Origin of the sequence: Fuscibacter oryzae (assembly GCF_016765795.1) — a bacterium.
In the GTDB taxonomy this organism is placed as follows: Bacteria; Pseudomonadota; Alphaproteobacteria; order Rhodobacterales; family Rhodobacteraceae; genus Fuscibacter; species Fuscibacter oryzae.
Genome location: NZ_JAESVP010000005.1, coordinates 95,083 through 110,091 on the forward strand (window position 1 = coordinate 95,083; position 15,009 = coordinate 110,091).

The window sequence follows — 15,009 nt, forward strand, 5'->3', positions numbered from 1 at the left end:
AGGCCCGCCGGGACCGGCGGGCCCTGCCCCCAAACTTAACGCATTGGCGGCAAAAGCAAGGTTAAAACCCGGTGTGTCCCCCCACTCTTACAGGCGAAGCGACAACACCGTCACCAGTCCCAATTCGCCAAAGCCATTGAAGCGGCTGTTGGTGACAGTGGAATAGGCCCCCATGCCGTGGAACACGACGAAATCGCCTTCGGCGATGTCTTCGGGGAACGGAACCTCGCCCGGCAGACGGTCAATCGAATCGCAGGTCGGGCCAAAGGTGATGCGTGGGTGAACCGCACCGCTGCGCCGCTTGCCCGCAGCATCCATCACTTCGATCCGGTCGATGATGCCGATCTGGCCCAGTTCGAACAGCGACCCGTAAAGCCCGTCGTTCAGGAACACATGGGTGCCGTCGCGCACAGATTTGACACGCGCCGCCAGCGTGAAGGCATCGCCGCACAGGGCGCGGCCAGGCTCACAGACCAGCGCGGGCAGGTCATCGCCAAACGCCTCGCGCGCGATGCGGCCAATGGTTTCGAACGTCGCCTCAAGCTGCGGCACCACGCCGGTTGCCCGGTGGTTCGGAAAGCCGCCGCCCACGTTCAGGCGCGCAATCTTGACGCCCGCGCGGCGCGCGATGACCGCCGCCTCGCGGATATAGGACGCCCAGGCAGCAGGATCGGTGCATTGCGTGCCGGGATGGAAAGTGATCGACGGGATGAACCCCGCCGCGGCCACGGTTTTCAGCAGTTCAACCGCCACATCCTCGGTCGCGCCGAACTTGGCGCCAAAGTTGTAGGCAGCCCCCGACACCGGCAGCTTGAAACGCACCGAAATCTCGCACCCATCCGCGGGAACCATCTCGACCAGCTTGGCCAGTTCGGAATGCGAATCGACCGACCAGCTTTTGACGTTGCGCGCCACGGCATGGGCAATTTCGGTGCGCGACCGCACGGGGTTGTTATAGTGAATCGCCGCATCGGGGGCCAACCGGCGGATCAGGTCAATCTCGAACGGCGAGGCGCAGTCAAAGCCCTGAACGCCCGCGGCGACCAGGTTTTCCACCATTTCCTCACCGGGGTTCGATTTGACCGCATAGGTCACAAGCCCCGGAAACCCTTCGATAAAGCGCCGTGCCATGGCCTGCACGACCGAGGGCGCAAAAAACAGCACCGGATTCTCCGGCTGCTGATTTTTCAGGAATTCGGTCGGATTGGTCCAGATCGTCTTGGACAGTCCCATCGGCGTGATCCTTTCTGCCAACAAGATGCGTGTCCTCCTCCGTTGCCACACCATGAATGGTATGAACGGCCTTGGCACCCGCATGGTTTTTCCAACCAGGCCAGGTGCGTATGAGCCGCCCTTTTCCTGCAACTGAGGATGCCGCATATGGGTGACAATCTCACCGGACAAAACTATATATCTGCCGGGAATCATCGTCAGAATGACGAAATGGGGCAACAAATTGCATGGATGATCTGGATCGCAATATCCTTGGGCTTCTTGGGGCCGATGCACGCATGTCGGTGGCCACCCTTGCCCGCCGGTTGAAGGTGGCAAGGTCGACGATTCAGGCCCGGCTGGAACGGTTGGAGACCACCGGAATCATCGCGGGCTATACGCTGAAACTGGGCGAGGCGGCGCGGCAGGGCCGGTTGCGGGCAAGTGTGCTGCTGACCATCGAACCCAGGGCACTGGCCGCCGTGCTGACGCGGCTGAAGGCGATGTCAGAGGTGGAGCGGGTGTTCACCACCTCGGGCCGGTTCGACCTGCTGTTGCAGATCGCGGCACCCAATACTCAGGTGCTGGACAGTCTGCTGGACCAGATCGGTGGCATGACGGGGGTAAAAAGCTCGGAAAGCCTGATCCACCTGTCCACCCGGATCGACCGGGCGGTTTAGGCGGGGCGGCCCAGATTCGGCCAACCCCGGTCCGGGCGGATCAGGAAACGCACCGCGTTTCCCCGCCCGTGTGTGCGGGTTCAGCAAGAGACAGTTCCACGAGAAAGCCGAGAGGTCAGTGCCTGCCCCGGCGGGCGAGAAGCGCCCGCCGATGGCGGGGCGGGCGCTGGCCGGGCCTTAGGGGCCCGGCGGTGCAACTTGCTCCTGCATCGCATGGCGAAGGCGATGGCCTTCGCCAAACCAAAGGGGGATCACCAGACTAGAACGGCAGGTCCGGCTGTAACGCCCGGTGCAGACTGAACCCGTCCAGAAACCGCTGCCCCGCCACCACATCCCCCACAAACGCAAACCCGCCCGCCGCCAGATTGTCGGCCAGCGTCTGCGGGCCATAGACCACCTGCGCCAGACGGTTGGTCGAACCGGCAAAGGTCATCTCGCCCCCCTCAGCTCGGGCAACGTGATAGCGGCCCTGATCCACCGTGATCAGAAACCGCTCGCCCAGATCAAAGCCCACCGTCACGCTGATCAGCCCCGGCGCGCGCCACATCGCCGCCATCGACAGCATCAGCGACGCGGGGCTAATGAACCGCGTCGGGTCATGGCCCGGCTGCGCGGCGCCCCAGTGGCACATCTCGCGCACCAGAGGCCACAGCGCGCGGCCCGCATCGGTCAGCGCGTAACCCGGAACCAGCAGCCCCGCCGCCTCCAGTTCCACAAGCCGCATGGTCAGGATATTGGCGCTGACCCCCGGCAAACCCCGCCGCAACTCGGCAAAGCGGCGCGGCCCCAGCAGCAGTTCGCGCACCACCAGCAGCGCCCAGCGGTCACCGATCAGGTCCAGCGCATGGGCCTGCAAACAGCCTTCCTCATAGCTTCGGCGGGTTTTGGTCACGTCATGGAACTTTTGGTTGCTTTTTATAACTACCCAGCCCAGCCTTTTCCTACAAGCAGAATGGAGGGCTGCCATGACCTATCTCGACGGCTTCGTGATTCCCGTCCGCACCACCGACAAGGAAATCTATCGGGCCCATGAGGCCAAGTGGTGGCCCCATTTCCAAAAGGCGGGTGCCCTGTCGCTGGTGGTCGGCTGGGGCGATGATGTGCCGCCCGGCAAGCAGACCGATTTCCTGCGCGCGGTCGATCTGCAGCCCGATGAAACCGTGGTCTTCGCCTTCATGACCTGGCCCGACAAGGCCACGCGCGACGCCTGTTACAAGGCGATGATGGCAATGGACCCGGCAGAGTTCACCGACATGCCCTTTGACGGCAAGCGTATGATTTATGGCGGCTTTGCCCCGATCCTGATGGAAGGAACTGCAAAATGAGCACCCACGGCACTCCCTGCTGGTATGAGCTGACCACCGGCGATCTGGCGGCCAGTCAGGCATTTTACGGCGGCCTTCTCAACTGGACCTTCGCCGATGCCGGAATGCCCGGTTTCACCTATATCCTTGCCAGTGCGGGCGGCGACATGGTGGCTGGCCTGATGACGCCCGATCAGCCGATGCCGGAATTCTGGATGGTGTATTTCGCCGTGGACGATGCGGATGCGGCGGCGGCAAAGGCGAAGTCGCTGGGGGGCGGCGTGCATGTCGAGCCTGCCGACATTCCCGGCACCGGGCGTTTCGCGGTGCTGACCGATCCCGCCGGTTGCCCCTTTGGCATCCTGCAACCCCTGCCCGGCGGCACCGGCGGGGCTTATGACCAGATGAAGCAAGGGCATGGCAACTGGCACGATTATGCCAGCGCCGATGCCAACGCATCACAGGCGTTTTATGGCGCGCTGCTGGGCTGGACGGTTTCGCGCAGCTATGAAGAAGGGGGTGCACGCGAATATCGGGTGCTGAACACCGGCGGCACCGATTTCGGCGGCATCGGCCCCATCCCGCCCGGCGGGCGCGGCGGCTGGACACCCTATTTCGGTACGCCCTCGATTACCGCTGCCGTCCAGACCGTCGCCGATCAGGGTGGCAAGGTTCTGCTGGACCCGATGGAGGTGCCGAACGGCGCCTATATCATTTATGCCGCCGACCCGCGCGGCGCGGTTTTCGCCATGGTCGGGGGTAAGTAGCGCCCCCTCCGCTCTTGGCGCGGGGCTGATCCTTCGCTATTGCGGTGCCTGATAAAAAGGGATGCTGCCGATGCCGATGGAAAAGAACTTCAGCCCCGCCGAAGCCGAGGCCCGGATTTCGAAACTGTGGCTTGATGCCAAGGCCTTCCTCGCCGGGGCGAATGCGAAACCCGGCGCCAAGCCCTTCTCCATCATGATCCCGCCGCCCAATGTGACGGGCAGCCTACATATGGGTCATGCCTTCAACAACACGCTGCAAGACATCCTGATCCGCTGGCACCGGATGATGGGCGACGACACCCTGTGGCAGCCCGGCACCGACCATGCGGGCATCGCGACCCAGATGGTGACCGAGCGCGAAATGGCACTGTCGCAGGAGCCCACGCGGCGCGAGATGGGGCGCGAAAAGTTCCTGTCCCGCGTCTGGCAGCAAAAGGTCAAATCGCGCGGCACGATCATCGGCCAGCTTCAGCGCCTCGGCGCAAGCTGCGACTGGGACCGAGAGGCCTTTACCATGTCGGGCGCCCCCGGGGCACCTGCGGGCGAGGAAGGCAACTTCCACGACGCGGTGATCAAGGTCTTTGTTGATATGTACAACAAGGGCCTGATCTATCGCGGCAAGCGGCTGGTCAACTGGGACCCCCATTTCGAGACCGCGATTTCTGACCTGGAGGTCGAGAATATCGAAGTCGCCGGCCATATGTGGCACTTCAAATACCGCCTCGCCGGGGGCGAAACCTATGAATATGTTGAGAAAGACGCCGAAGGCAACGTGACCTTCCGCGAGATGCGCGATTACATCAGTATCGCCACCACCCGCCCCGAAACCATGCTGGGCGATGGTGCGGTGGCGGTTCACCCGTCGGATGAACGCTATAAGCCGATCCTCGGCAAGATGGTCCACCTACCGCTGTGTGACCGCCTGATCCCGATCATCGCCGATGAATACCCAGACCCGACCTTCGGTTCTGGCGCGGTGAAGATCACCGGCGCGCATGATTTCAACGACTATCAGGTGGCCAAGCGCGGCAACCTGCCGATGTACCGCCTGATGGACACGCGCGGCAACATGCGGGCCGATGGCGCGCCCTATGAGGTTGCCGTCGCCCGCGCCCGCGAAATCGCCGCCGGGTCGCCCACCGACGAAAACGAAGTGGACAGCCTGAACCTCGTCCCCGAAAAATACCGCGGGCTGGATCGATTTGAGGCGAGGAAGCTGGTCGTCGCCGACATCAACGCCGCCGGTCTCGCGGTGACGGTTCTGGTGCGTGAGATCGACGAGGACACCGGGTCCGAACACCTGCGCCTTGAACCCGTGGTCGAGGCCAAGCCGATCATGCAGCCCTTCGGCGACCGGTCGAAAGTGGTGATCGAGCCGATGCTGACCGACCAGTGGTTCGTCGATACCGCCAAGATCGTCGGCCCCGCGCTGGACGCCGTGCGCAATGGCGATACGGTGATCATGCCGCCGAGCGGCGAAAAGACCTATTACCACTGGCTGGAGAATATCGAGCCTTGGTGCATCAGCCGCCAGCTTTGGTGGGGGCATCAGATTCCGGTTTGGTATGGGCCGAGGATTGAAGAAGTCGAATGGTATGAAAAAGCAATCGTTGAACAACGTCGTCTGACGACTGAAAATGATCGCTTTGTGAATCTAAACGAAATCGGAGCACTATGGGACGAGCGTCCTACATTTAGTCGCAAACACGATGTCTACTTCTGCGCTGAAAACCACAGTGCGCTAGCTGAACTGGCCAAAGAGTACTATGGAGGCCGCACGGTCTTCAATTTTCAAGACACCCATGGTCAGGCTATTCGCACTGGGGCGATGGGCGACCTACTAAGCCCCATGGACGCAGAGGGAAATCGTCAGGTAACGTTGCTGCGCGACCCCGACGTTCTCGACACCTGGTTCTCCTCCGGCCTCTGGCCCATCGGCACCCTTGGCTGGCCGGAACAAACCCCGGAACTGGCGAAATATTTCCCCACCTCGGTCCTCGTGACGGGGCAGGACATCCTGTTCTTCTGGGTCGCGCGGATGATGATGATGCAGCTTGCCGTGGTGAACGAAATCCCGTTCCACACCGTCTATCTGCATGGCCTTGTCCGCGACGCCAAGGGCAAGAAGATGTCGAAATCCCTCGGCAACGTCATCGACCCCCTCGACATCATCGACGAATACGGCGCCGACGCGCTGCGCTTTGCCAATGCGGCGATGGCCAGCCTTGGCGGCGTGCTGAAACTCGACACCCAGCGCATCGCGGGCTATCGCAACTTTGGCACCAAACTGTGGAACGCCTGCCGCTTTGCCGAGATGAACGGCGTTTGGGAGGGTCATGCCACCCAATCCGAGGCCCCCAAAGCCACAGCCACAGCCAACCGCTGGATCATCGGCGAGACCGCCAAGGCACTGGCCGAGGTGAACACGGCGCTGGAGGCCTTCCGCTTCGACAACGCCGCCGACGCGCTTTACAAATTCGTCTGGGGCAAGGTCTGCGACTGGTATGTCGAGTTTGCCAAGCCCCTGTTCGACGGCGACGCCGCAGCCGAAACCCGCGCCACCATGGCTTGGGTGCTCGATCAGTGCATGATCCTGCTGCACCCGATGATGCCCTTCATCACCGAGGATCTGTGGTCCACCACCGGCACCCGCGCCAAGCTGCTGGTTCATACCGATTGGCCGACCTATGGCGTTGATCTAGTGAACAAAGACTCCGATTCCGAAATGGCCTTCGTTACCACGCTGATCGACGAAATCCGCTCGGCCCGCGCGCAGGTTCATGTGCCGGTCGGCCTGAAGATCGACCTCGTGGCAACCGAACTCTTTGCCGCTGCCCGCGCCGCATGGACCCGCAACGAAGCCCTCATCCGCCGCCTTGCCCGGGTGGAAAGCTTCACCGAAGGCCCCGCCCCCAAAGGCTCCATCGCGCTTGCGCTGGACGGGGCAGCCTTTGCCATTCCGCTGCAAGGGCTGATCGACATTGCCGAAGAAAAGGCCCGCCTGCAAAAGTCGCTGGATAAACTGGCCAAGGAAATCGGTGGACTGAAAGGGCGGCTGAACAACCCCAACTTCGTCGCCTCCGCCCCGGAAGAGGTGGTGGACGAAGCCCGCGCCAACCTTGAGGCGCGGGAAGATGAGGCGGCAAAGATCACTGCCGCCGTCAAACGGCTGGCCGAAATCGGCTGACATCATCTGTTCATAAATATCCTCGGGGATGGGGGGCAGACAGCCCCCCCCTTTCTTCCCCTCTTGCCCCGCCCTGCATTTCCGGCTCAATTTCCGGCATGAGCCGATTTCTTACCCCCCTCGCCGCCAGCCTGCCCTCTACCGTGCCTTTCGTCGGCCCCGAAACGCAGGAGCGCAGCCTGAACCGCCCTTTCCGCGCCCGGCTTGGCGCGAATGAATCGCTGTTCGGCCCCTCGCCCAAGGTGCTTGCCGCGATGCAGGCCGCCGCCGACCAGGTCTGGATGTATGGCGATCCTGAAAACCATGACCTCAAGGCCGCCCTCGCCGCCCTGAACGGCACCACCCCCGCCCATGTGGTGGTGGGAGAGGGGATTGACGGGCTGCTGGGCTATCTGGTGCGGCTGACCATTGGCCCAGGCGACAAGGTTGTCACCTCGCTGGGGGCCTATCCGACGTTCAACTTTCACGTTGCGGGCTATGGCGGCACCTTGATCCGCGTGCCCTACAAGGACGATCACGAATATCCGCAGGCCCTGCTCGATGCCGCCCGCCAGCACAAGGCCAAGCTGATCTATCTGGCCAACCCCGACAATCCGATGGGCAGTTGGCATTCCGGCAGCGTGGTTGAAGACATGATCGCCAACCTGCCCGATGGCACGCTGCTGGTTCTGGACGAGGCTTATGCCGACCTTGCGCCCCCCGGCACCATGCCGCGCATCGCCCCCGATGACCCGCGCGTCATCCGGTTCCGCACCTTTTCCAAGGCTTACGGCATGGCGGGTGCGCGTGTGGGCTATGCTTTGGCCGAACCGGGGCTGGCGCAGGCCTTTGACAAGGTGCGCAACCATTTCGGCATGGCGCGGGTATCGCAAATGGGGGCGCTGGCGGCCTTGCACGACGGGGAACATCTGGCGCGGGTGCAGTCTCTGACCCTTCTGGCCCGTGCCCGCCTGTCTGCCATTGCCCGCACGAATGGCCTGACGCCCCTGCCCTCTGCCACCAACTTCGTGACGATCGACTGTGGCCGCGACGGTGATTTCGCCCGCGCCGTCCTGCGCGAAACCGTGGCGCGGGGCGTCTTCATCCGAATGCCGGGCGTCGCCCCGCTGGATCGCTGCATCCGCGTCAGTCTAGGCGACGAGTCCGCGCTTTCAGTGTTTGAAGAGGTTTTGCCACAGGCCATCAGGGCCGCTGGCTGATCGCTTTCGCGCTCACTCGGCCGCAAGGTCCGATTTTGCGGGGCCAACGGCCGGGGCCGTGCCCGCAGCAGCGCTCTCGGCCGGGCCAAGGCGCGGAACCGGGGCAACAGGTGGTTCTGCAACCAGCACCGACGCAGCAGCGGGTGCAGCCTCCAAGGTAAGCTCACGCCGGAACACCAGCAGGTTCTGGAAACTGGTCTTGGTGCCGGTCAGGCCGGAACGCTCGTCCACCGGCAGCGTATCGGCGCGCACATAGTCCCAGCCCTCGGCCCCCAGCGTGTTCATCACCCCGGTCAGGGCCAGCGCAAAGCGTTCCTCGGTCGTTTTCACACCGCGCGCCTTCTCACCACGGCGGGGGGCGGGAATGACCTTGTATTCGTAACGCGGCATCGGCTTCTCCTTGGGATCGCGCCGGGAAGATAAGGGATTCGTCGCCCAAGGCCAAGCAATGGCAGGCCCTTTCCGATCACGAGGCTGATATGTGCCTATCCTGCCAGACCCTTGTCCCACCAGATTGCCCCGCCAGATAGCCCTGCCAGACCCGTACCCCGCAGACGGCCCCATTGACGGCACCCCCGCCGCCCCGCCATTCTGCCGCCATGATGACCGCCCTTTACCATGACGAACGCTGCTTTTGGCATTCCGCCGGCGAGCATGTGCTGATCCTGCCGCTCGGCCCCTGGCTGCAACCCGTTGCCAGCGGCGGCCATGCCGAAAGCCCCGAATCAAAACGGCGGCTTAAGAATCTGATCGAAGCCTCGGGCCTGATCGATCAGCTTGATCAGCGCCGCGCTGCCCCCGCCAGCCGCGATGACCTGCTGCGTATCCACCCCGCCGCCTATATCGACCGTTTCAAGGCGCTGTCCGACGCGGGCGGTGGCGAGATCGGGCATGAGGCGCGCTTTTCTGCGGGTGGCTATGAGATTGCGGCCCTGTCAGCCGGGCTGGCAATGCAGGCGGTGCAGGATGTGTGGGCGCGCAAGGTGCCCAATGCCTATGTGCTGTCGCGCCCGCCCGGCCACCACTGCCTGCCCGATGCCGGAATGGGGTTTTGCCTGCTGGCGAACATTCCCATCGCGTTGGAGGCCTTGCGCGCCAGCCATGGCCCCTTGCGGGCGGCGGTGGTCGATTGGGATGTGCATCATGGCAACGGGACCGAGGCGATCTATCTGGACCGCGCCGACACCCTGACGATTTCGCTGCATCAAGAGGCGTGCTTTCCCACCGACACCGGCACGGCGGACGAGCGGGGGCGCGGTGCGGGCCTTGGCACGAACCTGAACATTCCCCTGCTGCCCGGCAGCGGGCATCAGGCCTATCTGGATGCGATGGACCTGCTGGTCCTGCCCGCCCTGCGCGCCTTTGCGCCCGAAATCATCATCATCGCCTGCGGGCTGGATGCCAATGCGATGGACCCTTTGGCCCGGATGCAGGCCCATTCCGACACCTTTCGCGCCATGACACTGCGGCTGAAGGTGCTGGCGGATGAGATGTGTCAGGGCCGTCTGCTGGCTGTTCACGAAGGCGGTTATTCCGAGGCCGTGGTGCCGTTCTGCGGCCTTGCCGTGATCGAGGCGCTTGCAGGCCAACGCAGCCCGGTGATCGACCCGTTCCTGCCGCTGATCGAGGCGCAACAGCCCGCCGCCGACTTTGTGGCGTTTCAGCGTGATCGGCTGGAAAGACAGGCGAAGGCTATCTTCACCTGACATCCCTGTACATTTGTCAATTACGCGAATTCAAAGGATTGCAAGGAGACCCTCACGCACTGCGCGAAGGTCCATCCTTGCTCAAAGCCCCAGCTTTTTCGCCACCATCTCGGTAATGACAGCCGGGTTCGCCTTGCCACCCGTGGCTTTCAGAACCTGCCCGGTGAACCAGCCCGCAAGCCGGGTGTTGACCTTGGCCTTTTCCACCTGCTCGGGGTTCGCCGCGATCAGATCATCCAGCGCCTTTTCAATCGCACCCAGATCGGTGACCTGCTTCATGCCCCGCGCGGCGGCAATCTCTGCCGGGTCACCCGGGTCGGTCCACAGGATATCAAACAGGTCTTTCGCCATCTTGCCGGTGATCTCGCCCGACCCCAAAAGATCCAGCATCGCGCCCAGCCGCGCCGCCGAAACCGGAGTTTCGGCGATGGTCAACCCTTCCTTGTTCAGACGACCGAACAGATCGTTGATCACCCAGTTCGCGGCGATCTTGCCGTCGCGGCCCTTGGCCACCTCGTCAAAAAACGCCGCGGCCTCAACCTCGGCGGTCAGGACGTTGGCGTCATAGTCGGTCAGCCCGAAATCGCCCATGAAGCGGACCTTCTTGGCGTCGGGCAGTTCGGGCATGCGGGCGGCAATCTCATCGACCCATTCCTGCTCGATCTCCAGCGGCAGCAGATCGGGGCACGGGAAATAGCGGTAATCATGCGCCTCTTCCTTGCTGCGCATCGACCGGGTTTCGCCCTTGTCGGGGTCATACAGCCGGGTTTCCTGCATCACCTTGCCGCCATCCTCCAGAATGGCGATCTGGCGGCGCGCCTCATAGTCGATGGCCGCCTGAATGAACCGCATCGAGTTCATGTTCTTGATTTCGCAGCGCGTGCCCAGATGGCCAAAATCCTGGCTGGCCTGATATTTCTCATACTGGCCGGGCTTGCAGACCGACACGTTCACATCGGCCCGCAGGTTGCCGTGCTGCATGTCACCGTCACAGGTGCCCAGATAGCGCAGGATCTGGCGCAGCTTGGCGACATAGGCCGCCGCCTCTTCCGGGCCGCGAATATCGGGGCGGCTGACAATCTCCATCAGCGCCACGCCCGTGCGGTTCAGGTCCACGAAGGACATGGTGGGGTCCAGATCGTGGATCGATTTGCCCGCGTCCTGTTCCAGATGGATGCGCTCGATCCGCACCAGACGGGCGACCCCCGGCCCCATTTCCACCAGCACCTCGCCCTCACCCACGATGGGGTGGTAAAGCTGGCTGATCTGATAGCCTTGCGGCAGGTCAGGGTAGAAATAATTCTTGCGGTCAAAGGCCGAGCGCAGGTTGATCGCGGCTTTCAGCCCCAGCCCCGATTTCACCGCCTGCTCGATGCAATATTCGTTGATCACCGGCAGCATCCCCGGCATCGCGGCATCGACAAAGGCGACGTTCGAATTCGGCTCCATGCCAACTTGCGTCGAGGCGCCCGAGAACAGCTTGGCATTGCTGGCGACCTGGGCATGGATTTCCATGCCGATCACCAGTTCCCAATCACCCTGCGCGCCCGCAATGACTTTGGGCTTGGGCAGGTCATAGGTCAGGTCAAGCATCGCGGCCTCCGTCGGTGGTTCCGGCCTTATTAGGCAGGGCGGCAGCCCCTCGCAAGGGGCGGGATGGGCGGAAATCGGCCAATCCCGGTCATGCTGCGGCTGCAAAGGTTGTCCGAATCGCCGAATCAGCGCCTAAGCCCCCGGTCGCGCCACGTTTGCGTGATGCCGCCTGTAGGAACCCGATGCGTCGTTGCTTTGCCCTGATCGCCCTTGCCCTGTCGCTTGCCGGCTGTGTTTCGCCCTCGAGCGGAACCGATGTCGGTCGTTTCTCGATGGCATGGGATCACCGGCCCGAAGCCGCGCATTGGACGATCAGCACAATGTCCGCCGTTGCCGCCGAAGATCCGGTGCTTGCCGCGCGCATCCCGTCCGACATCGACACTTGGTGCCCAGGGTACGAGGACGGCACGGTCAGTGAACGCCGCGCCTTCTGGACGGGCCTCATCTCGGCCGTGGCGCGCTATGAAAGCAGTTGGAATCCCCGCGCCGCAGGTGGCGGCGGCGCCTATATCGGCCTGATGCAAATCTCGCCCCGGTCTGCCCGCAACTATGGCTGCGATGCCAACAGCGCGGCAGAGTTGAAGGACGGCTCAGCCAACCTGCAATGCGCGGTTGAAATGGTGGCTTATCATGTCGCCAGCGACGACATGGTAGCGGGTGGCGGGAACAAGGGCATCGGCCGCGACTGGATGCCCCTGCGCGACAGCAAAAAGCGCAAGGCTCTGGCCGCCTGGACGCGCGAACAGCCCTATTGCCAATAAAAGCGGGGGGGGCTGGCCCCCGGCGCTAGCCGTGCAGCATCCGCCCCGCCATTTCCGACAGATCACGGCTAAGGCCCGGTGCCGCCAGAATGCGCGCCAGTTCAGCGCGGATCATCCCTTGCCGGTCAGCATCATAGCGCGGCCAGGTTTCAAACGCGGTTGACATGCGCGCCGCGGTCTGCGGGTTCAGCGGATCAAGCCGGATCAGCCAGTCCGCCAGCAGCCGATAGCCCGATCCGCTTGCATGGTGAAAGCCTGCATGGTTGCCCGTCAAGGCCCCCAGAACCGCGCGAAAGCGGTTGGGGTTTTTCATGTCGAAATCCGGTCGCGCCGTCAGGCGGCCCACCGTTTGCGCCGTTTCCTCTGGGGCGGACAGACTGACCTGCACGGCGAACCATTTGTCCATCACCAGCCGGTCGGTGCGCCATTTCGCCTCGAACGCAGCCAGTTCCCGCTCGCCCAGCCCCGCCTCCAGCAGGATCGCCAGCGTGCCGAAGCTTTCGGTCATGTTGGTCGCATCGGCAAAGGCCGCCTGGGCCGCAGCGCCGCCGTTCAGCCGCGTCAGGCCCGCCAGCGCGGCCAGCCGCAAGGCGCGTTTGCCGGCATCGGCGGCCTGCGGCGAAAACGCCCCCGGCACGCGCATCGCCGCCTCCAGCCCCGGCAGGCCGGGGGCAAGCCGTTCCGCCACCGCCCGCGCCAGGGCCTTGCGCGCGATATGGATGCGGGCGGGGTCGGGCGTGTGGCCCGACTGATGCAGGGTGGCAGCCATGTCATCTTCACCCGGCAGGCGCAGGGCAAGCGCGCGGAAGGCCGGGTCAAGGCCCTCATCAAAGGCAATCGCCGCCATACCGTCCAAAAAGGCCGCCTGAGGTTTCGTGCCCTGGGTGATCATCCGCGCCAGCACCTCTTTGGCCAGCGACCGGCCCGCTTCCCAGCGGTTGAACGGGTCGGTATCATGGGCCAGAAGGAAGGCGCGCTCGGCAGCGGGAACCTCACGGTCCAAGACCACGGGAGCCGAAAAATCCCGCAGGATCGAGGCGATGGGCCGGGCCGCCAGCCCCTCGAAGGCAAAGCTTTGCACGGGTTTGATGAGTTCCAGCACCGTGGTCGGCACCACCTCATCGCCATTGGGGTTCAGAAGCCCCACGGCCACGGGGATGACCTTGGCGCCCTTTTCGGGCTGGCCGGGCGTGGCGGGGTTTTCCTGCGCCAGCGTCAGGGTATAGGTGCCGCCCTGCGCGGCGGGACTCCAGGCTTCATAGACCTTCAGACGCGGGGTTCCCGCCTCGGTATACCAGCGCTTGAACTGCGTCAGGTCGCGGTCGGTCGTATCTTCGAACACCTTCAGCCAGTCTTCGATGGTTGCTGCATGGCCATCGTGACGGGTGAAATACAGGTCCAACGCCTGTGCATAGGCCTCATCCCCCACAAGCCGACGCAGCATGCCGATCACCTCGGCACCTTTTTCATAAACCGTGGCGGTGTAGAAATTGTTGATCTCGACAAAGCTGTCGGGGCGCACGGCATGGGCCAGCGGGCCCTGATCCTCGCGGAACTGGCGGGCGCGCAGGGCAAGAACATCTTCGATGCGCTTGACCGCATGGCTGCGCATGTCGCCGCTGAATTGCTGATCACGGTAAACCGTCAGCCCCTCTTTCAGGCAGAGTTGAAACCAGTCGCGGCAGGTGATGCGGTTGCCGGTCCAGTTGTGAAAATACTCATGAGCGATGATCGCCTCGACCCTTGCAAAGTCATCATCGGTGGCGGTGTCGGGGCTGGCCAGAACCGCCTTGGAGTTGAAAATGTTCAACCCCTTGTTCTCCATCGCGCCCATGTTGAAGTCATCAACCGCCACGATGTTGAAAATATCCAGGTCGTATTCGCGGCCATAAACCCGCTCATCCCAGGACATCGAGGCTTTCAGCGCCTCCATCCCCCAGGCGCAGCGGTTTTCATCGCCGGGGCGAACCCAGATGTTCAGATCGACCTTGCGGCCCGACAGCGTGGTGAAACTATCGGCATGCGCCACCAGATCGCCCGCCACCAGCGCGAACAGATAGGCCGGTTTTGGCCATGGGTCATCCCACTCGGCCCAGCCGGGACCAGAGCCGACCGGGTTGCCGTTTGACAGCAGCACCGGCAGGTCCGCCGCAACCCGCACATGAAAGCGCGCCATCACATCGGGGCGGTCGGGGTAATAGGTGATCTTGCGGAACCCTTCGGCCTCACATTGGGTGCAATACATGCCGTTCGACATATAAAGCCCTTCCAGCGCGGTATTGGCGGCGGGAGAGATTTCAACTTCGGTTTCCAGCGTAAAAGGATCGCCCGACAAGTCATTGGCCGAAATTGTTATTCCGATATCTGAAAGTTCTGAATGTACAGACGTACCATTCACCTTTGCGCTGATCAGGCGCAGGTTTTCCCCGTGCAGGAACAGATCATGGCGACCGGGTCGGGCTGGGTTTGGCATGAATTCCAGCCGCGCCCTGACCCGCGTTGCCTTTGGTCCGAGGGTGAACTCCAGCCGGACCTGCGGCAGCAGAAAAGGAAAAGGCTGGTAATCGGCAAGATAGACAGTGCGCGGGTCGGACATTCGG

12 protein-coding genes are annotated in these 15,009 nt (G+C 63.2%); 7 read left to right on the forward strand and 5 right to left on the reverse strand.

Features of this window, described 5'->3' with window-relative positions; translation table 11 throughout:
• Positions 1-87: 87 nt before the first annotated feature.
• The gene (locus JI744_RS10895; RefSeq protein WP_202660673.1) at positions 88-1,233 is read right to left on the reverse strand and encodes a type III PLP-dependent enzyme; all 1,146 of its coding nucleotides are present in this window, start codon (positions 1,231-1,233) and stop codon (positions 88-90) included.
• 227 nt (positions 1,234-1,460) lie between these two features.
• Between JI744_RS10895 and JI744_RS10900 the strand changes: the two genes are divergently transcribed.
• Positions 1,461-1,892: an Lrp/AsnC family transcriptional regulator gene (locus JI744_RS10900; protein ID WP_202660675.1), complete on the forward strand. Its 432-nt coding sequence runs from the start codon at positions 1,461-1,463 to the stop codon at positions 1,890-1,892.
• Between the two features lie 259 nt (positions 1,893-2,151).
• On the opposite strand, the gene JI744_RS10905 is transcribed toward JI744_RS10900, so the two are convergent.
• On the reverse strand, positions 2,152-2,784 hold the full coding sequence (locus JI744_RS10905) for a winged helix-turn-helix transcriptional regulator (RefSeq protein ID WP_202660677.1): 633 nt from the start codon (positions 2,782-2,784) through the stop codon (positions 2,152-2,154).
• 73 nt (positions 2,785-2,857) lie between these two features.
• On the opposite strand from JI744_RS10905, the gene JI744_RS10910 reads away from it, so the two are divergent.
• The 4 genes from JI744_RS10910 to JI744_RS10925 all read left to right on the forward strand — a co-directional run bounded on the left by JI744_RS10910 (position 2,858) and on the right by JI744_RS10925 (position 8,349).
• Positions 2,858-3,217, forward strand: a complete 360-nt coding sequence (locus JI744_RS10910; RefSeq protein ID WP_202660679.1) for a DUF1428 domain-containing protein — start codon at positions 2,858-2,860, stop codon at positions 3,215-3,217.
• Positions 3,214-3,963: a VOC family protein gene (locus JI744_RS10915; protein ID WP_202660681.1), complete on the forward strand. Its 750-nt coding sequence runs from the start codon at positions 3,214-3,216 to the stop codon at positions 3,961-3,963. The genes JI744_RS10910 and JI744_RS10915 overlap by 4 nt, the downstream gene beginning before the upstream one ends.
• Before the next feature lie 70 nt (positions 3,964-4,033).
• Positions 4,034-7,150 (forward strand): valine--tRNA ligase, encoded by a 3,117-nt coding sequence (locus JI744_RS10920; RefSeq protein WP_202660690.1) that lies wholly within the window; start codon positions 4,034-4,036, stop codon positions 7,148-7,150.
• Between the two features lie 98 nt (positions 7,151-7,248).
• The gene (locus tag JI744_RS10925) at positions 7,249-8,349 is read left to right on the forward strand and encodes a pyridoxal phosphate-dependent aminotransferase (protein ID WP_202660693.1); all 1,101 of its coding nucleotides are present in this window, start codon (positions 7,249-7,251) and stop codon (positions 8,347-8,349) included.
• A gap of 12 nt (positions 8,350-8,361) precedes the next feature.
• Here the strand turns inward: JI744_RS10925 and JI744_RS10930 are convergent, their stop codons facing one another.
• Positions 8,362-8,739 carry a DUF4177 domain-containing protein gene (locus JI744_RS10930; RefSeq protein WP_202660695.1) on the reverse strand — a complete coding sequence of 126 codons (378 nt, stop codon included), beginning with the start codon at positions 8,737-8,739 and terminating at the stop codon, positions 8,362-8,364.
• A gap of 209 nt (positions 8,740-8,948) precedes the next feature.
• Between JI744_RS10930 and JI744_RS10935 the strand changes: the two genes are divergently transcribed.
• Positions 8,949-10,055: a class II histone deacetylase gene (locus tag JI744_RS10935; protein ID WP_202660697.1), complete on the forward strand. Its 1,107-nt coding sequence runs from the start codon at positions 8,949-8,951 to the stop codon at positions 10,053-10,055.
• A gap of 81 nt (positions 10,056-10,136) precedes the next feature.
• Here the strand turns inward: JI744_RS10935 and gatB are convergent, their stop codons facing one another.
• Positions 10,137-11,648: an Asp-tRNA(Asn)/Glu-tRNA(Gln) amidotransferase subunit GatB gene (gene gatB, locus JI744_RS10940; RefSeq protein ID WP_202660699.1), complete on the reverse strand. Its 1,512-nt coding sequence runs from the start codon at positions 11,646-11,648 to the stop codon at positions 10,137-10,139.
• 182 nt (positions 11,649-11,830) lie between these two features.
• On the opposite strand from gatB, the gene JI744_RS10945 reads away from it, so the two are divergent.
• Complete coding sequence (locus tag JI744_RS10945; protein WP_202660701.1) at positions 11,831-12,409, forward strand: transglycosylase SLT domain-containing protein; 579 nt, start codon at positions 11,831-11,833, stop codon at positions 12,407-12,409.
• Between the two features lie 25 nt (positions 12,410-12,434).
• Here the strand turns inward: JI744_RS10945 and pepN are convergent, their stop codons facing one another.
• Positions 12,435-15,005, reverse strand: coding sequence for an aminopeptidase N (gene pepN / locus JI744_RS10950; RefSeq protein ID WP_202660703.1), 2,571 nt, complete (start codon positions 15,003-15,005; stop codon positions 12,435-12,437).
• Positions 15,006-15,009 lie beyond the last annotated feature (4 nt).